General features: G+C 68.5%; 20 protein-coding genes. 10 read left to right on the top strand and 10 right to left on the bottom strand.

Translation table 11 applies throughout. From position 1 onward, the window contains the following. The first annotated feature begins 25 nt into the window (after positions 1–25). Both KB221_00955 and KB221_00950 read left to right on the top strand, forming a co-directional pair. The gene (locus tag KB221_00955) at positions 26–550 is read left to right on the top strand and encodes a CHAP domain-containing protein (GenBank protein WIY69608.1); all 525 of its coding nucleotides are present in this window, start codon (positions 26–28) and stop codon (positions 548–550) included. Between the two features lie 77 nt (positions 551–627). Continuing rightward, a complete protein-coding gene (locus KB221_00950) occupies positions 628–1,083 on the top strand; it encodes a hypothetical protein (protein ID WIY69607.1) in 456 nt (151 codons plus the stop codon). A 4-nt stretch (positions 1,084–1,087) separates the two neighbouring features. Here the strand turns inward: KB221_00950 and mmcB are convergent, their stop codons facing one another. From mmcB to hslV, 5 genes are all read right to left on the bottom strand, one after another. Beyond that, positions 1,088–1,543, bottom strand: coding sequence for a DNA repair putative endonuclease MmcB (gene mmcB / locus KB221_00945; GenBank protein ID WIY69606.1), 456 nt, complete (start codon positions 1,541–1,543; stop codon positions 1,088–1,090). 62 nt (positions 1,544–1,605) lie between these two features. Further along, complete coding sequence (locus KB221_00940) at positions 1,606–2,142, bottom strand: lipocalin family protein (protein ID WIY69605.1); 537 nt, start codon at positions 2,140–2,142, stop codon at positions 1,606–1,608. Between the two features lie 62 nt (positions 2,143–2,204). Then, positions 2,205–3,506 (bottom strand): ATP-dependent protease ATPase subunit HslU, encoded by a 1,302-nt coding sequence (hslU, locus tag KB221_00935; GenBank protein ID WIY69604.1) that lies wholly within the window; start codon positions 3,504–3,506, stop codon positions 2,205–2,207. A 69-nt stretch (positions 3,507–3,575) separates the two neighbouring features. Continuing rightward, positions 3,576–3,917, bottom strand: coding sequence for a GxxExxY protein (locus KB221_00930; protein WIY69603.1), 342 nt, complete (start codon positions 3,915–3,917; stop codon positions 3,576–3,578). 121 nt (positions 3,918–4,038) lie between these two features. Continuing rightward, positions 4,039–4,596 carry an ATP-dependent protease subunit HslV gene (gene hslV / locus KB221_00925; GenBank protein WIY69602.1) on the bottom strand — a complete coding sequence of 186 codons (558 nt, stop codon included), beginning with the start codon at positions 4,594–4,596 and terminating at the stop codon, positions 4,039–4,041. A 154-nt stretch (positions 4,597–4,750) separates the two neighbouring features. Between hslV and KB221_00920 the strand changes: the two genes are divergently transcribed. Then, positions 4,751–5,128 (top strand): BLUF domain-containing protein, encoded by a 378-nt coding sequence (locus tag KB221_00920; protein ID WIY69601.1) that lies wholly within the window; start codon positions 4,751–4,753, stop codon positions 5,126–5,128. A 39-nt stretch (positions 5,129–5,167) separates the two neighbouring features. After that, positions 5,168–5,902 (top strand): molybdopterin-synthase adenylyltransferase MoeB, encoded by a 735-nt coding sequence (moeB, locus tag KB221_00915; GenBank protein ID WIY69600.1) that lies wholly within the window; start codon positions 5,168–5,170, stop codon positions 5,900–5,902. Here the strand turns inward: moeB and KB221_00910 are convergent. Next, positions 5,899–7,932 (bottom strand): alpha/beta fold hydrolase, encoded by a 2,034-nt coding sequence (locus KB221_00910; protein WIY69599.1) that lies wholly within the window; start codon positions 7,930–7,932, stop codon positions 5,899–5,901. The genes moeB and KB221_00910 overlap by 4 nt on opposite strands. Before the next feature lie 68 nt (positions 7,933–8,000). Continuing rightward, positions 8,001–8,987: a D-glycerate dehydrogenase gene (locus tag KB221_00905; GenBank protein WIY69598.1), complete on the bottom strand. Its 987-nt coding sequence runs from the start codon at positions 8,985–8,987 to the stop codon at positions 8,001–8,003. A gap of 44 nt (positions 8,988–9,031) precedes the next feature. Between KB221_00905 and KB221_00900 the strand changes: the two genes are divergently transcribed. From KB221_00900 to KB221_00880, 5 genes are all read left to right on the top strand, one after another. Further along, positions 9,032–9,589 (top strand): SH3 domain-containing protein, encoded by a 558-nt coding sequence (locus KB221_00900; GenBank protein ID WIY69597.1) that lies wholly within the window; start codon positions 9,032–9,034, stop codon positions 9,587–9,589. Positions 9,590–9,675: 86 nt separating this feature from the next. Continuing rightward, entirely contained in the window at positions 9,676–10,206 is a 531-nt protein-coding gene (fabA, locus tag KB221_00895; protein WIY69596.1) for a 3-hydroxyacyl-[acyl-carrier-protein] dehydratase FabA, read from the top strand. Positions 10,207–10,265: 59 nt separating this feature from the next. Beyond that, positions 10,266–11,495, top strand: coding sequence for a beta-ketoacyl-ACP synthase I (gene fabB, locus KB221_00890; GenBank protein ID WIY69595.1), 1,230 nt, complete (start codon positions 10,266–10,268; stop codon positions 11,493–11,495). Positions 11,496–11,602: 107 nt separating this feature from the next. Continuing rightward, positions 11,603–12,790 (top strand): cation:proton antiporter, encoded by a 1,188-nt coding sequence (locus KB221_00885; protein ID WIY69594.1) that lies wholly within the window; start codon positions 11,603–11,605, stop codon positions 12,788–12,790. 83 nt (positions 12,791–12,873) lie between these two features. Beyond that, positions 12,874–13,671: an enoyl-ACP reductase gene (locus tag KB221_00880; GenBank protein WIY70954.1), complete on the top strand. Its 798-nt coding sequence runs from the start codon at positions 12,874–12,876 to the stop codon at positions 13,669–13,671. On the opposite strand, the gene rimM is transcribed toward KB221_00880, so the two are convergent. The 3 genes from rimM to ffh all read right to left on the bottom strand — a co-directional run bounded on the left by rimM (position 13,668) and on the right by ffh (position 16,475). Further along, positions 13,668–14,195, bottom strand: a complete 528-nt coding sequence (gene rimM / locus KB221_00875; protein WIY69593.1) for a ribosome maturation factor RimM — start codon at positions 14,193–14,195, stop codon at positions 13,668–13,670. The two genes, KB221_00880 and rimM, sit on opposite strands and share 4 nt — an antisense overlap. A gap of 137 nt (positions 14,196–14,332) precedes the next feature. Then, on the bottom strand, positions 14,333–14,926 hold the full coding sequence (gene rpsP / locus KB221_00870) for a 30S ribosomal protein S16 (protein WIY69592.1): 594 nt from the start codon (positions 14,924–14,926) through the stop codon (positions 14,333–14,335). A gap of 25 nt (positions 14,927–14,951) precedes the next feature. Further along, entirely contained in the window at positions 14,952–16,475 is a 1,524-nt protein-coding gene (gene ffh, locus KB221_00865; protein WIY69591.1) for a signal recognition particle protein, read from the bottom strand. A 554-nt stretch (positions 16,476–17,029) separates the two neighbouring features. Between ffh and KB221_00860 the strand changes: the two genes are divergently transcribed. Beyond that, entirely contained in the window at positions 17,030–17,332 is a 303-nt protein-coding gene (locus KB221_00860) for a UrcA family protein (protein WIY69590.1), read from the top strand. Position 17,333: the final 1 nt, after the last annotated feature.

Raw genomic sequence — 17,333 nt, 5'->3', positions numbered from 1 at the left:
GAAACGGGTCGGGAACCACGCCTGCATGTTGAAACGGCTCACAGCCGCCGCGGTTGCGGCGACCCTCGGATTTTCGGCGCTGGGTTATGCCCCCGCCGTGAAGGCCGACGAGCCGTACTGGCAGTGCGTGACCTTCGCCCGCATGTTCTCGGGCATCAACATCTTCGGCGACGCCCTGACCTGGTGGCGTCAGGCCCAGGGCAAGTTCCGCACCGGCGGTCGCCCGGAAACCGGCTCGGTCCTCGCCTTCCAGCCGAGCGGCCGGATGAGCCGCGGCCATGTCGCTGTCGTCTCTGAAATCCTGACCGACCGGGTGATCCGCGTGACCCACGCCAACTGGGGCGGAAGCCGCGGCCGGGTCGAGGAAAACGTCACCGTCGTCGACGTCTCGCAGGGCGGCGACTGGACGGCGGTCAAGGTCTGGTACAATCCGATCCAGGACCTCGGCACCACCGTCTATCCGACCTACGGCTTCATCTACAAAGCCCCCGCCGCGCCGTCCGACGGCGTGATGATGGCCTCGGTGCCGGCGGCCAACGGCCAGCCCTGAGCGCCTGACTCACGGATCCGGCCTTGACCCGGGGGCAGCGTCCGCGCTTCCTGCGGTCAATCCTCCCGGAGTCTCCCATGCGTCCCGTATTCGCCGCCCTCGCTGTCCTCGCCCTCGCCGCCTGTTCGCCGTCCGAGGCGCCGGAACAGCCGGAGTCCCCGTCTGAGCAGCCTGCGCCGGTGCTCGGCGGCGTCGATCTGGCCCAGCCGGTCCGCGCCCTCGGCACCGAGCCGTTCTGGAGCGTCGAACTGACCGGGACCGAACTGGTCTATACGTCCCCCGACTCTCCCGAGCAGCGCGCGCCCCAGCCCAATCCTGTGGCCCAGGGCACGACGGCGACGTATGAGGCGGAAACCGCGGATGGGACCGAGCTTCGCGTCACCCTGATCGCCACCGAATGCTCGGACGGCATGAGCGACCGGACTTATCCGCTGACGGCCATGGTCAAGGTCGGGGACCAGGACCTGACCGGCTGTGCTGCCTCGACCGCCGCCGTCATGTCCACGGGCGAAAGCGGTCCGGTGGTCGAATAGGGGTTCAGCCCGCCGGGTCGCGCAGCGTCCGCATCGCCCCCAGCCGACCAAAGGCCACGATAAGCGCCTTGCGCCGCGCCGGTGCGAGGGGTGAGGCCGGTGCCTCGCGCACCACCGCCCCGCCGAAGCCGTCGGCGACGATCAGCCCCGGCTCGTCCGGCAGGATGTCGCTCGGGAATTCGGGCGCGACGGCAAAATAGAAGGCGTCGCAGAACGGCCCGTACTCACCCCATTTGCGGTCGACCCGATAGTCCTCGACCCCCGACTTGACCTCGCAGATGACGATGTCGCCGCGCGGCCCCAGGGCCATGACGTCGGCGCGCCGTCCATTGGGCAGGCCGACCTCCAGCAGCGGGGCATAGCCGAGGTCGACCATCAGCCGCGCCGCGCCGCGGGTCACCGCCAGCGTGGTCTGCGGCCGGCTGAAGACGAGGTCGATCTGGAGCAGGGCGGCGGCCATGCCGTCTTTATGTTCGGCATATGTTCCGATTTCAAGCCGGGAGCCGAACCCGGCGGTCTGCCCTAGCGTCCGGTGTGGACCACGGAGCCGGTATCCAGCCCCAGCGCGCGAGCGCGGGCCAGCAGGCGCGTGCGATCGGCCTCGGACGGGCTCTGGCTGCGGTGCCAGACCCACCAGTCCGACTTGTTCGGCAAGGCCAGGATGGCCCAGCTGTAGTCGGGCGCGTGCTCCTGGACCCAGTAGTTCTGCCCCGCCAGCCCGCCCACGCCGAGCAGGCCCGTCAGGGTGAAGCGGAAGCGGGTGTTGGTCCCGGGATCGGTGACGCGGGCGTTGGCGCGCAGGGTCTCGACCCCGCCGTCCGCCCGCCGGGTGCAGGTGACGACGATGGAATAGCGGTTGGCCTGGGTCTGCGGATTGAAGTCGATCTGGGCGCGCCGGCAGTCCTTCTGGACGTCGTTGGGACTACGGGCGATCTCGAACCAGCGGCCGTCGAACTGGTCCAGCGCCACAGGGCGCGACTGGGCCGCGGCCGGGTTCGCCAAGGCGCAAAGGCCGAGGGCGATGGTCAAGCTGGCGGCGGCGGTCTGAACGGATCTCATCGGGGCGTCCCTCGCGTCGGTTGGCGCATAAATACGAATGAACCGCGAGAAGGGTTGCCCGTCTAGAGGATGAAGCGGCTCAGGTCGGCGTCGCGCGCCAATTCCGCGACCAGATCCCGCACCCGGTCGCCGTCGAAGGCGACGGTCTGGCCGGACAGATCGGACGCCTTGAAGCTGGTTTCCTCCAGCACCCGCTCGATCACCGTCACCAGCCGCCGCGCCCCGATGTTCTCGACCGCGCCATTGGCCGCCACGGCGGCATCGGCCAGGGCCTCGACCGCATCGGGGGTGAAGGTCAGGGTCACGTTCTCGGTGGCCAGCAGGGCCTGGTTCTGGCGGATCAGATTGGCTTCCGGCTCGGTCAGGATGCGCACGAAGTCGTCCCGCGTCAGGGCCTTCAGCTCGACCCGGATCGGCAGCCGGCCCTGCAGTTCGGGCAGCAGGTCCGACGGCTTGGCGACGTGGAAGGCGCCCGAGGCGATGAACAGCACATGGTCCGACTTCACCGGTCCGTATTTGGTCGAGACGGTGGTGCCCTCGATCAGCGGCAGCAGGTCGCGCTGCACGCCCTCGCGGCTGACGTCGCCGCCGGAGCGGTCGGAGCGGCCCGCGACCTTGTCGATCTCGTCGATGAAGACGATGCCCTCGTTCTCGGCCAGCAGCAGCGCCTCGGTGGTCAGGCTTTCCTGATCCAGCAGTTTGTCGCTCTCCTCGTTGACCAGCGGGGCCACGGCGTCCCGGACCAGCAGCTTGGCGGTCTTCGTGCGCTGCCCGCCCAGCTTGCCCAGCATTTCCGACAGATTGATCATGCCGACATTGCCGCCGCCGGGGATGTCCAGCCCCTGCACGGGCGAGGCCGTCTCGGCCAGCTGGAGCTCGATCTCCTTGTCATCCATCTCCCCGGCCCGAAGCTTCTTGCGGAAGCTTTCGCGGGTGGCGGGCTGCGACCCCGGGCCGACCAGGGCGTCGAGGATCCGCTCCTCGGCCGCCGCCTCGGCCCTGGCCTTGACCCCGGTGCGTCGCTTGTCGCGCACCATGACCAGCGCCGCCTCGACGAGGTCGCGCATGATGGAGTCCACGTCGCGGCCGACATAGCCGACCTCGGTGAATTTGGTCGCCTCGACCTTGAGGAAGGGCGAGCCGGCCAGCCTGGCCAGCCGGCGGGCGATCTCGGTCTTGCCCACGCCGGTGGGCCCGATCATCAGGATGTTCTTGGGCGTGACCTCGTCGCGCAGGTCATCCGGCACGCGCTTGCGCCGCCAGCGGTTCCTCAAGGCCACAGCCACGGCGCGCTTGGCGTCGTCCTGGCCGACGATGAAACGATCCAGCTCGGAGACAATTTCGCGGGGAGAGAGTTCGGTCATGGGCGAGATATTGGGGCTGGAAGGGTTCATCACAACGAACACAGCGAGATCACAATGAACACAACGGAATCAGAGCACGAATCGGCGAAAGCCGTCCTTGAGCCGAACCGTGTTGAAGTTGATCAGATAGCCGAGACGGAGACCTGAGAAGCGGAGATAGGTCAACAGCTGGGCAGCATGGATCGACGCCAGGGCGTCGATCGATTTAACCTCGACGACGACGCACCTGTTAACAAGCAGATCAAGGCGATAGCCCACATCCAGTCGCGCTTCGCCGTAGGCGACCGGGATGCCCACCTCTCGCTCTACAGTCAGGCCGGCCTGTCTCAGCTCTTCGGAGAGGCATGCCTCATAGACCGACTCAAGCAGCCCGGGGCCCAGTGCCCGATGCACCGCGAACGCGGCGTCCATCACCGCTCTTCCTGCATGGTTCACGTGGGCCGAAACCGCTTCGGTCCCGTCGTGTTCGTTGTGCATCCGTTGTGCCCGCTGTGATGAACCTCGACACCCACAGCGTTGACACAACCATAAATCACCCCAGCGTCTCAACCGTCAGGTTGCCGTTGGTGTAGACGCAGATTTCCGCCGCGATCTCCATGGCCCGGCGGGCGATGGTTTCGGCGTCCATGTCGGTGTGTTCGATCAGGGCGCGGGCGGCGGACAGGGCGAAATTGCCGCCGGAGCCGACCGCGGCCACACCGTGTTCCGGCTCCAGCACGTCGCCGACGCCCGTGACGGTGAAGATCGAGCTCTTGTCCGCGACCAGAAGCATGGCTTCCAGCCGGCGCAGATAGCGGTCAGTGCGCCAGTCCTTGGCGAGGTCGACGCAGGCGCGGGCCAGCTGGTCGGGATACTGCTCCAGCTTGGCTTCGAGCCGTTCGATCAAGGTGAAGGCGTCGGCCGTGGCGCCGGCGAAGCCTGCCAGCACCTTGCCGCCCGCCAGCACCCGCACCTTGCGCGCGGCACCCTTGACGATGGTCGGCCCCATGGAGACCTGGCCGTCGCCGGCGATGACGGTTCGACCGTTCTTGCGCACCGCCAGAATGGTGGTGCCGTGCCAGTCCGGGAAGTTGGGGTTCGCGTTCATCATCCGTTGCAGATGGCGACCGAAATGCGGCGCGGCAAGCGGAAAGCGACCGAATTACAAGGGCTGCGTCCAGCCACATTATGACCAATGTAACCCGTTACATTGCTCAATCATACCCCATAACTTGATATATAAGGGAAGCGTCGTGCTTCATCGCGTGATTTACGCCAGCGAAGCCGTTGGCGCGACCGGGGCCTCGACCCTGTCGATCGCCCAGATTCTGGGCGTCTCGGACCGCAACAACCGGCGCGACCGCGTGTGCGGCTGCCTCATGTTCCATCAGGGCCATATCCTCCAGGCCCTCGAGGGCGGACGCGCCGATCTGGACCGGCTGATGCGCCGCATCATCGCCGATCCGCGCCATACGGGCCTGCGGGTCCTGTCCGACATGCCCATCCCCGAGCGCCGCCTTCAGGAGCCGATCGCCCTGACCGCCGATCCCGCCGCCCTGCTGGAGCGGATCGGCCTGACGTGCATCTCCCGCCTGTCGGCCAATGAGGCCGAAGTCCTGCTGGATATCCGCAAGGCCGCCTGACGGCGTGGACGTCCGGGTGCGCACCCCCTAACTGGGGGCGTGACCTTTTCCGACGATGAAATCGAGCGCTACGCCCGCCATCTGGTGCTGTCCGAGGTCGGTGGACCCGGCCAGCAGCGGCTCAAGGCCGCGCGCGTCGGCCTGATCGGGCTCGGCGGCGTCGGCGCTCCCGCGGCCCTCTATCTGGCAGCGGCCGGAGTCGGCACGCTGCGCCTGATCGACGATGACGCGGTCGCCCTGTCCAATCTCCAGCGCCAGATCGCCTTCGACGTCGCCGATATCGGCCGGCCCAAGGTCGAGGCCGGGGCCGATACGCTTGCCGCGCTCAACCCCCACATCCGCATCGAACCGGTGGGCGAACGGCTCGGCGATACGAACGCCGCGCGCCTGATCCGGGACTGCGACGTCGTCATCGACGGCACCGACGATTTTGCGGCCCGGTTCGCCGTCAACGCCGCCTGCGTGGCGGCGCGCATTCCACTGGTGTCAGGCGCGCTCGGCCGGTGGAGCGGCCAGGTCGGCGTCTTTGCCGGTCGCCCGTGCTACCGCTGCCTCGTGCCCGCCGCCCCGCCCGACGCCGAAACCTGCGCCCGCGTCGGCGTCATAGGGGCGCTGGCGGGCGTGGTCGGCTCCATGACCGCGCTCGAGGCCATCAAGCTGATCACAGGCGCGGGCGAGGCGCTGACGGGCCGGCTGCTGATCTATGACGGCCTGGCCGGGACCGCCCGGACGGTCACGGTCGCTGCCGACCCCGACTGTCCGGTCTGCGCCTAGGCCTGGGCGAAGGCCTGGCGCAGGAGGGCGACGTAGCGGGTCATCAGTTCCTGCTCCCGGGCGTCCTCCCAGTCCGCGTGCCCGGCGTCCTCGACCTCGATCAGCTCGACCGTCTTGCCGGCGGTGCGCAGGGCGTCGCGCATGCGCCGGGACTGGCTCAGCGGCAGGACGGGATCGTCGACCCCGTGCACCAGGAAGACCGGGCAGGTGATCTCGCCGGCCCGGCGACGGGGTGAGGCCGCCTCCAGCGCCGGGCCCATGACCGACCGGTCGCCGATACGCTTGGTCCAGAATTCATAGATCGGCTTGCCGGGGGTGTCGTCCTCGCGGTCTTCCCACGCCAGCACGTCGGGCAGGTCGTAGACGCCGCAGATGCCGATGGCGGCCTTGTACAGGTCCGGCCGCTTCACCGCCCCCATCAGGGCCGCATAGGCCCCGTAGCTGGTGCCCATGATCGCGACCTTCGAGCCGTCCAGCCCCCGGGTGGCGATGGCGTGGGCGACGGCGTCCTCGACGTCGTCCTGCATCCGGTCGCCCCAGCGGGTCCAGCCCTGTTGGGCGAAGGCCTGGCCATAGCCGCCCGAGCCGCGGAAATTGGGCTGCAGCACCCACCAGCCCTGCGCCGCCAGCACCTGCACCTGCCGGTCCCAGCCCGGCGTGTCACGCACCTCGGGTCCGCCATGCGGCAGGACCACCAGCGGGCCGGGCCGGCCTCCGGGCGGGGCCGTCAGATAAGCCTCGATGGCCGCGCCGTCGCGTGTCTGCACCTGCAGGACCTCGCCCGCGCCCAGTCGCGCGGGGTCCAGATCCCGCGCCTGGCCGAGGTTGACGATCGCCCGCGCGGTCTTGTCGTAGAAGAACCAGGCACCGGGCTCCGCCGGCCCGTCGACCCGGGCGATGAAGCGGTTGCGGGCCATGTCGACGTCCGTGAAATGGACGTTGCAGCTGTTGCCGAAGAAGCGGTTCAGCGCGCGGTGGTGGACGGCCAGCGCGGGGTCGGTGAACTCATACTCCAGTCGCTCGCCATAGTAGGCCGCGCCCAGATAGTTGCCGGCCGAGTCCGGCAGGCCGTAGGCGACGTCCCGGCCGGGGCGCGGGTTCAGCGGCGGACCGAGCGCCGTCGTCGTCAGGTCCATCTCGCGGACGCTCTGGACGTCCTCATGGTCGAAGCGGGCGATGACCAGCACCTTGCCCGGCGTCTCGCTGCCGCCGACCCATTCGAAGTCGGGGGCCTCGCGCACACGGGTGCGGCGCGCCATCTTCCACTCGGTCTCGCCCGGCGCCCGGACCATGATGGTCTCGACCGTGCCGCGGCTGTTCATGTCATGGCGCAGGACGGGGACGCCGTTGACGGCCCGCCAGTGATAGGTCCCCGAGCCGCCGCGTTCGATCCGCGTCGCCGCCCCCGTGGTCACGTTCACGCGGTGCAGGCCCATGACCCCGTCGGACTCCCACGCGGCCATCAGGACATTGTCCGGATCGCCGGGCAGCATGTCGATGATGCGGCCCATGTCGAACGAGTTGCGCATGCGGTTGCGCTGATCGCTGAACAGCAACACCACTTCACCGCTCGTGGCGTGCACCGAGATCGTCCGGCGCATATAGTATTCGACGCCCTCGACCCGCCGGTTCGATCCGGCCTGGGATCGGGCCGAGGTCTCGGCCTTGAGGATCACGCTTACCAGCAGGCGGTCGTCGCTGGCCCAGTCGATGAAACTGACCATGACCGCGCCGAGCGGAACCCGGCGACGCTGGCCTTCCGGATCGGCGGCGTCGATGAAGTCGATGGCGCTGACCGGGTTTTCATCGGTGCCGAGGTTTTCGGCCACGGCGATCCGGTTTCCGGACGGCGACAGGGCCGCGCCGCTGCTCATGGTCGGCTTGAAGAACTCGGCCAGCGGATAGGCGCCGCCCTGGGCGCGCGCCACGCCCGCAGGCAAGGCTGACGCCCCGGCCAGTGCCACGGTTCCAGCCAGCAGGCCGCGCCGCGACAGGGCGGCCCGCGCGGCCTTGGTCAATCCGGTTGTCATGGTTCCACCCCGAAACGCTACTCGCCCCCTACCAACCCAAGGTTTGGTCAGGCGTCAAGCGCAAGGAGTCAGAGCATGGCCGGGATGACCCGGTCCGGCGGCCGGTGGCCGTTGCGGAAGGTCTGGATATTGGTGATGACCCGGTCGCCCATGTCCTGCCGGGCCTCCAGCGTCGCCGACCCAAGATGGGGCAGAAGCACCACATTGGCGTGGCCCAGCAGGCCCGGATGAATGGCCGGCTCGTGCTCATAGACATCCAGCCCGACCCCGGCGATCGCGCGGCGCGCCACCGCATCGGACAGGGCCGCCTCGTCGATCAGTTCGCCGCGGGCGGTGTTGATCAACAGGGCGTGCGGCTGCAAACGGGCCAGCCGCTCGGCCGACAGCAGGTGCCAGGTATCCTTCGTCGCCGGACAGTTCAGCGAGATCAGGTCCATCCGCGCCAGCATCTGGTCCAGATCGTCCCAGTATGTCGCCCCCAGCTCCTCGGCGATCATGGCCGGGACGGGTTTGCGGTTGTGGTAGTGGACCTGCATCCCGAACGCCTTCGCACGCCGCGCCAGCGCCTGGCCGATCCGGCCCATGCCGACGATGCCCAGCCGCTTGCCCCACAGCTTGCGCCCGGTCATCCAGGTCGGGGTCCAGCCCTCGAACCGGCCCTCGGCCACGACCTGGGCACCTTCGACGATGCGGCGGCTCACCGCGAGGATCAGGGCCATGGCCAGGTCCGCCGTGTCCTCGGTCAGGACGCCGGGCGTATTGGTCACGATCAGGCCGCGTCCGACGGCCGCGTCGATGTCGATATGGTCCACGCCCGCGCCGAAATTGGCGATCATCTTCAGCTGCTCGCCGGCCGCGCCGATCAGGGCGGCGTCGATCGTGTCGGTGATGGTCGGGACCAGCACATCAGCGCGCTGCACCGCCGCCTCGAGCGCTGCGCGATCCATGGGCCGGTCGGTCAGGTTCAGTTCGGCGTCGAACAGCTCGCGCATGCGCGTCTCGACCGCGTCGGGCAGTCGTCTGGTTAACACCACCTTAAGTCTGGGCGCGGACATTGGCGGCCTTCGGTTTCAATCGCTTCGGCTTATTGGCGCATCCCGTGTCTGGCAAGGCTCGCTCCCGCTTCCAACGACTGGCCGTCCTCGCCGGCGTCCTTGCCGCGGCCGCCCTGGCCGGGGCGGGCCAGGCCATGCCCGATGGTCGGCCGACCCCCAGCGGACAACCGGTGCCGCGGTGGCTGTCGCTGAAGTCCGACGAGGTTCGGGCGCGGTTCGGCCCCGGCCTCGATTACCGGATCCTGTGGGAATACCAGGTCTCGGGCCTGCCCGTGCAGGTGGTCGCCGAGACCACGGAATGGCGCAAGATCTGCGACCCGGAAGGTGGCGTCGCCTGGGTTCACCGCAGCGTGGTCTCCAGCCGTCGCAGCGCCTTCAACGCCTCGGACGCCGAGATCCCGATCCGCTCCGGCCCGTCCGACACCGCCGCCCTGCGGGCCCGGCTGACGCCGCATTCGGTCGTGGCCATGGAAGACTGCGAGGACGGCTGGTGCGAGGTGCGGGTGCGCCGGATGCACGGCTTCGTGCGCCAGAACGAGGTCTTCGGCGGCCAGGAACGCGCCCTGTGCAGCGCCGCCCGCCCGGCCGGCCGCGGTCGCTGATCGCCGCTGTCCGCTCCCACAGCTAAAAAGTTGAGCCGTCGGTTCCCGTCGTGTAACCCGGCAGCAACACCCGCTGGAGAGCCGCATTGAGCCAGTCGCAATATCCGTCGTCGTTCGACTACGAGGCCCTTTTGGCCTCGGGCCGGGGCGAGCTGTTCGGCAACGGCAACGCCCGTCTGCCGGCCCCGCCCATGTTGATGCTCGACCGGATCGTGACCATCAACGCGGACGGCGGAGCCCACGGCAAGGGTTATATTGAGGCCGAGCTGGATATCCATCCGGACCTCTGGTTCTTCCAGTGCCACTTCATCGGCGACCCGGTCATGCCCGGCTGCCTGGGTCTCGACGCCATGTGGCAGCTGGTCGGCTTCTACCTCGGCTGGATCGGCGGCCCCGGCAAAGGCCGGGCGCTGGGCGTGGGCGAGGTCAAATTCACCGGCCAGGTCACGCCGGACATCAAGAAGGTCGTCTACAAGATCGACCTCAAGCGCGTCATCAACCGCCGGCTGGTCATGGGTATCGCCGACGGGGTTCTCGAAGCCGACGGCGTCCCCATCTATACGGCGACCGACATGCGGGTCGGTCTGTTTGGCGCGACCGAACCCGTCGGCGGCTGATCACCCTCGTTACAGACCGCGGCCAACGCGGCGATTTCGGCATCAAGAAGGAAACCACCATGCGGCGTGTCGTCGTCACCGGTCTGGGCATCGTATCCTCCATCGGCACCGGCCAGGATGAGGTTGCAGCCTCCCTGCGCGAGGCGCGCTCCGGCGTCGTCGCCGCGCCGGACCACATCCAGTACGGCTTCCGCTCGCAGGTCTGGGCTCCGCCGGCGCTGGGTGCCACGGCCGAGGACTGGGCCCCGCACGTCGACCGCCGCGCCGCCCGCTTCCTCGCCAACGGCACCGCCTGGGGCCACATCGCCTTCGAGGAGGCGCTGAAGGACTCCGGCATGACCGCCGAGGAGATCCAGTCCGAGCGCATCGGCCTGATCGTCGGCGAGGGCGGCCCCTCGACCCAGATCATCCTCCAGGCGGCCGCCACCACGGTCGAGAAAAACTCGCCCAAGCGCATCGGGCCGTTCGCCGTGCCCAAGGCCATGGCCTCGGGCCCCTCGGCCGTCCTGGCCACCTGGTTCCAGCTGAAGGGGATCAACTATTCGATCTCCTCGGCCTGCGCGACCAGCGCCCACTGCATCGGTGCGGCCGCCGAACAGATCGCCTGGGGCAAGCAGGACGTGGTCTTCGCCGGCGGCGTCGAGGACATCGACTGGTCCATGTCCAACATGTTCGACGCCATGGGCGCCATGTCCTCGAACTTCAACGAGACGCCGGGCCGCGCCAGCCGGGCCTATGACAAGGACCGCGACGGCTTCGTCATCGCCGGCGGCGCGGGCATCGTGGTGCTGGAAGAATATGAGCGGGCCGTGGCCCGCGGCGCGACCATCTATGCCGAGGTCACCGGCTACGGCGCCAATTCCGACGGCTATGACATGGTCGCCCCCTCGGGCGAGGGTGCCGAGCGCTGCATGAAGATCGCGCTCGAAATGGCCGGCAATCCGAAGATCGACTACCTCAACCCGCACGGCACCTCGACGCCGGTCGGGGACTCCAAGGAGATGGGGGCGGTCCGCAACGTCTTCGGTGACCAGATGCCGATGATCTCCTCGACCAAGTCGCTGACGGGCCACTCCCTTGGGGCTGCGGGCGCCCAGGAGGCCATCTACTGCCTGCTGATGATGAAGCACGGCTTCGCCGCCGAAAGCGCCCACATCGAGAACCTCGACCCCGAGTTCGAGGGCATGCCGATCCTGCGCAAACGCCACGACGGCGAGTTGAAGCATGTCATGTCCAACTCGTTTGGATTTGGCGGCACCAACGGCACGCTGATCCTGTCGAAGGTCTGAGCCCGGGAGCCAACCGGCTTCCGGCGCGCTAGGATGGTCCCGCCCAACCGGATGGATCACCCCTGACCCTCGACCCCTACATCCTGTTCCTGCTCGGCCTCGGCGCCGTGGTCCTGCTGGTGGCCTGGGCACCGGTGGGGCTGAAGCGCCTGCCGCTGACCCTCGCCATCCTGTGTGTCGCCGTCGGCGTGCTGGTGTTCAGCACCGGCCTGCTGTCCTTCAATCCGGACCCGCGGACCTGGGACACGGCGACCGAGCGGCTGACCGAGCTGGTGGTCATCATCAGCCTGATGGGCGCGGGGCTGAAACTCGACCGCCCCCTCGGCTGGCGACGCTGGGCGACGACCTGGCGGCTGCTGGCCATAGCCATGCCGCTGACCATCGTGGCGGTGGCCTGGCTCGGGGTCGCCGGCCTCGGCTTCAGCCTGGCCATGGCCCTGCTGCTGGGAGCGGCCATGGCACCCACCGACCCCGTGCTGGCCGCTGACGTCCAGGTCGGGCCGCCGAAGTCCGGCGACGAGGACGAGGTGCGTTTCGGCCTCACCTCGGAAGCCGGGCTCAACGACGCCCTGGCCTTCCCCTTCGTCCATCTGGCCATCCTGGCGGCGGCCGGGGGGCTGGCCTCGACCGGTGGTCTGACGGACTGGTTCACCATCAAGGTCGGCTGGAAGCTGCTGGCCGGGCTCGGCGTCGGGGTGCTGACCGGCCTGGCGTTCGCGCGGCTGATCTTCCGTGGCGGCGGGACCCGGTTCGGCGACGGCCTCGTCGCCCTGGCCGCCACCCTGGTGGCCTATGCGGCCACCGAACTCGCGCACGGCTATGGCTTTCTCGCCGTCTTCGTCTGCGCCCTGACGATCCGCGCGGCCGAGCGTGATCACGAGATCCATCAGGAGATGCACGACTTCTCCGACCAGATCGAACGCCTGCTGATGATGCTGCTGCTGGTCCTGTTCGGCGGGGCCCTCGCCAACGGCCTGCTGGCCAGCCTGACCTGGATCGACGCCCTGATCGGTCTGGCCGTGGTGTTTGTGGTGCGGCCTGCCGCCGGGCTGATCGCCATGACCGGATCCGGCCAGCCGATGCGGGAGCGGCTGCTGCTCGCCTTCCTCGGCATCCGCGGCGTCGGCTCGGTCTACTACGTCGCCTACGGCCTCAATCACGGGGATTTCGGCGACAGCGAACGGCTCTGGGCCATCGTCGGCTTCATCATCCTTGTCTCGATCCTCGTCCACGGCGTCACCGCCGCGCCCCTGCTTCAGCGGCTGGCCCGGCGGCGCGAGGCGGAGGCGGGCTGACGCTTCCCCCCAAAGCCGGGCGCTGCTAACCCTCGGCGTTCAAAACACGGAGACACAAGATGGCGAGCGAGAGCGGCTGGAACATGCCCACCGGTGAACTCATGAAGGGCAAGAAGGGCCTGATCATGGGGGTCGCCAACAGCAACTCCATCGCCTGGGGCATCGCGTCCCAGCTGGCCGCCCAGGGCGCCGAACTGGCCTTCACCTATATGGGCGAGGGTCTGGAGCGCCGCGTGCGCCCGCTGGCCGAGAGCGTCGGCGCCAAGCTGCTGATCCAGGCCGACGTCACCGACGACGCCTCGATGGACCTGGCCTTTGCCGAGCTGGAAAAGGCCTTCGGCACGATCGATTTCGTCGTCCATTCGGTGGCCTTCGCCAACAAGAACGAGCTGCAGGGCTCCTTCGTCGACAACACCACCCGCGACAGCTTCCTGCTGGCCATGAATATCTCGGTGTTCAGCTTCGTCGACGTCGCCAAACGGGCGTCGAAACTGATGCCCAACGGCGGGTCGATGGTGACCATGACCTACCTCGGCTCGGAGCGGGCCATCCCCAACTACAACACCATGGGCGTGGCCAAGGCCGGTCTGGAAGCGGCGACCCGATACATCGCCCGCGACCTGGGCCCGCGCGGCATCCGCGTCAACGCCATCTCGGCCGGAGCCATGCGCACCCTGTCCCTGGCCGGCATCTCGGGCGGCCGCGGCATGATCGCCCAGGGCCGGGCCATGTCGGCGATGAAGGAAGACACCTCCATGGAAGGCGTCGCCGGCGCTGCCCTGTGGCTGTGTTCCGACCTCGGCTTCTCGACCACGGGCGAGGTCATCCACGTCGACGCCGGCTTCCACATGATGGGCATGGCGGCGGACGAGGAAGCCTAGTCCGGCTCGCGTTCGCCGATCTCGGTCGGTTTCACCGCCAGCAGCCAGCCGTCGGTGATGTGCAGGTCGGGCACGGCGTCCCTGGTGAAGGGCAGGTACCAGGTCGGGCCGCCCAGTGCCGGGGCGATCTCCAGCATGTCGTCGGCACCGAAATTCTGCACGGACTTCACGGTCCCGAGGACCACGCCTTCCGGGTCGCGCGCTTCCAGGCCGACCAGATCGGTCAGGTAGAATTCGTCCTCGTCGGGTTCCGGCAGCTTGTCGCGGGGGATGTAGAGCTTCAGCCCGCGCAGGGCGTCGGCCTGTTCCTTGGTGGCGATCTCCTTCGCCCGGCCGACGACGGCGGACTTCTCCGCCCGGCCACCGGTCAGCGTCAGGCCGGTCGAACCGTCGGCGCGCAGCAGGACGCCATAGGACAGCAGGGTGATCGGCTCGGCGGTGTAAGCGGTCACCCGCACCTCGCCCTTGACCCCGAACCCGCCGGCGACCTGGCCGACGAGGATGAGTTTGCTGTCGGTCGTCATCGCCGCCTCATTCAAGGATCCTGCGCTCAAGTAGCGCGAAGCGCGGTAGCGCACCCCAATAAATGAAAAGCAGCGCCCGGTGGTCCGGACGCTGCTTTCCGTTCGTCTGTGTCCCGCCGGAGCGGAACCCGAAAGCCTTAGGCCTCGGTCTTTTCTTCTTCGGTCGCTTCAGCAGCCGGGGCTTCTTCGGCGGCGGCTTCGGCCGGGGCCTCTTCCGTCACGGCTTCAGCTTCAGCGGCCGGGGCTTCTTCAGCAGCGGCTTCGGGCTCGGGAGCCGGCGGCGCGTTCTTGGCGGCTTCGGCGGCAGCAGCCGCTTCTTCCTTGGCGCGGACAGCGGCTTCAGCGGCCTCGATCTTGGCGGCGGCTTCGGCCTCGGCGCGGTCGGCTTCGCGCTGGGCGCGCTCGGCGGCGCGTTCCTGGGCCTTCTTGCCTGGCTCGGCCTTCTTCGGGTTGTTGCCCTGGGTCCACTTGACCTTGCCGGCCAGGGCTTCGTCCTGGCTCAGGAAGCGCGCGACGCGGTCGGTGGGCTGGGCGCCCTTGCCGAGCCATTCGGCGATCCGGTCGGTCTTCAGATTGACGCGCTTCTGCTCGCCGTCGCGCGGCAGCATCGGGTTGTAGGTGCCGACGCGCTCGATGAATTTGCCGTCGCGCGGAGCGTGGCTGTCAGCAACGACGATGTAATAGTAGGGGCGCTTCTTGGCGCCGCCGCGGGCCAGACGAATCTTCAGCATTTTCAGTCTCTTTCGTTAATTCGGATTATTTCTTGGGAGGGAAGCCCGGCAGGCCCGGAAGGCCCCCCGGAAGTTGTCCGCCGCCCAGGCCGGCGAGCCGGTCCTGAAGGGCTTTCATTTCGTCGGCGCTGGGCTCGGGCATGCGGCCGCCCCCCATCGCCTTGAGGCGGGCCATGTCGGGGCCGCCGCCCATGCCGCCGCCGAGGCCGCCCATCATGGCGGCCATCTGCTTCATGCCCTTGCCGCCGCCGCGCGACATGGACTTGACCATGTCGGCCATCTGGCGGTGCTGTTTGAGCAGGCGGTTGATGTCCTGGACCTCGACGCCGGCGCCGGCGGCGACGCGCTTCTTGCGGCTGGCGTTGAGCAGGTCGGGCTTCTTGCGCTCGGCCTTGGTCATTGAGGAGATGATGGCTTCCTGGCGGGCGATCATCCGATCGTCGACGCCGCTCTCGGCCATCTGGTTCTTCATCTTGGCCACGCCGGGCAGCATGCCCATGATGCCCTGAAGACCGCCCATCCGCTTCATCTGCTGCAGCTGGCCGGCGAGGTCGTTCAGGTCGAACTGGCCCTTGGCCAGTTTGCGGGCCATGGCCTCGGCCTTGGACTGGTCCAGCTCCTGCGACGCCTTCTCGACCAGGGCGACGATGTCCCCCTGACCGAGGATGCGGCCGGCGACGCGGCGGGCGTCGAACACTTCCAGCGCGTCGACCTTCTCGCCCGCGCCGATGTATTTGATCGGCAGGCCGGTGACGGCGCGCATCGACAGCATGGCCCCGCCGCGCCCGTCGCCGTCGGCGCGGGTCAGGACCAGGCCCGTCAGGGGCAGGCGGTCGTGGAAGGCCTTGGCGGTGCGGACGGCGTCCTGGCCGGTCAGGCTGTCGGCGACCAGCAGGGTCTCGACCGGCTTCGAAACGGCGGCGACCTCGGCCACCTCGGCCATCAGGGCCTCGTCCAGCGTGATCCGGCCGGCGGTGTCGAGGATCAGGACGTCGAAGCCCTGGAGTTTCGCCGACTGCAGCGCGCGCTTGGTGATCTGGATCGGCGACTCGCCGGCCACGATCGGCAGGACCGCGACCTCGATCTGTTTGCCGAGGGTCTGCAGCTGCTCCATGGCCGCCGGACGACGCGTGTCCAGCGAGGCCATCATGACCTTCTTGCGATCGAACTTGGTCAGGCGCAGCGCCAGCTTGGCCGAGGTCGTCGTCTTGCCCGAGCCCTGCAGGCCGGCCATCAGGATCACGGCGGGCGGGGTGGCGTTCAGATTGATCGGGGTCGGCTCATCGCCGCCCAGCATCTCGACCAGGCCGTCATAGACGATCTTGACCACCTGATCGGCCGGCTTGACCGAGCGGATGACGTCCTCGCCCGTGGCGCGTTCGGTGGCGAAGGCGATGAAGTCCTTGACGACGGGCAGGGCGACGTCGGCCTCGAGCAGCGCCACGCGGACTTCGCGCATCGCCTCGGAGACGTCCTTTTCGGACAGGGCACCGCGCCCGGTGATCCGGTCGAAGACGCCTGTCAGCCGCTCGTTCAGAGCCTCGAACATTCACTACCTCGTCAGCCCGAAGGCCACCTGCTTCCGGCGGGTGAAACGGTCTCCATAGCGAAATGGCCTCCGGCGACGATCACGTCGGCGGAGGGTTCTCGCCATCCTCGTCCGGCCGGAACCGGGGTCGTGATGGTGGAGACGCGAGGTTCACTTGCGTCGGAAGCGGCGGCTTATGGCGGAAAAGGGGGGCGAAGACAAGGCGCGGGGCGGCAGCGGCCGGCTGGTTCATCACAACGAACACAACGAGAGCACAGGGAACACGACGGGGCCGGCGCTCCGCCGTCGCGCGCAGCGCCTTCTCATCCAGGGAGGAATGGCGCGTTCGCGCCGCACCCATGCTGCCGTCGTGTCCGTTGTGGAGTCGTTGTGTTCGTTGTGATGAACCCCGGGTCTGTTTGATGCGCCGCCAAACGATGATCACCGTTCAGCTTTCCGCGAATTCATCCGCCGTCGCGATTTCGCCGCGGAAGCCACACGGGCCTGAAACAGCCCGGCCGTATCTCCCGCCTCGTCGCCGCCACGAGCGACGCAGACCTCCGCAGGAGATCGCCATGAAAATCCCCGCTTCTCTCGTCGCCGCCCTGACTGTCAGCCTCGCCGCCGGTGCCGCCTCCGCCCAGGAAGCGCGTGTCCGGTGGGGGGACCTCGACCTGGCCAGCGCCGCCGGCGCCGACGCCTTCGACGCCCGGGTTTCGGCCGCGGCCAGCCGGGCTTGCCGGGGTGTCAAACGCCCGGGCAGCCGTATCAGCGACCGCGCCTTCTGCCGCACAGCCTTCCGCAATGAGGCGGTCCGGCAGCTGCCGGGAGCCGTTCAGGTGGACTATGCGCTCAGCCGCGTGCCGGTCATTCTCTGAT

Source organism: Aquidulcibacter paucihalophilus, from assembly GCA_030285985.1.
GTDB lineage: Bacteria > Pseudomonadota > Alphaproteobacteria > Caulobacterales > Caulobacteraceae > Brevundimonas.
This window is presented reverse-complemented; position numbering and strand designations above follow the sequence as displayed.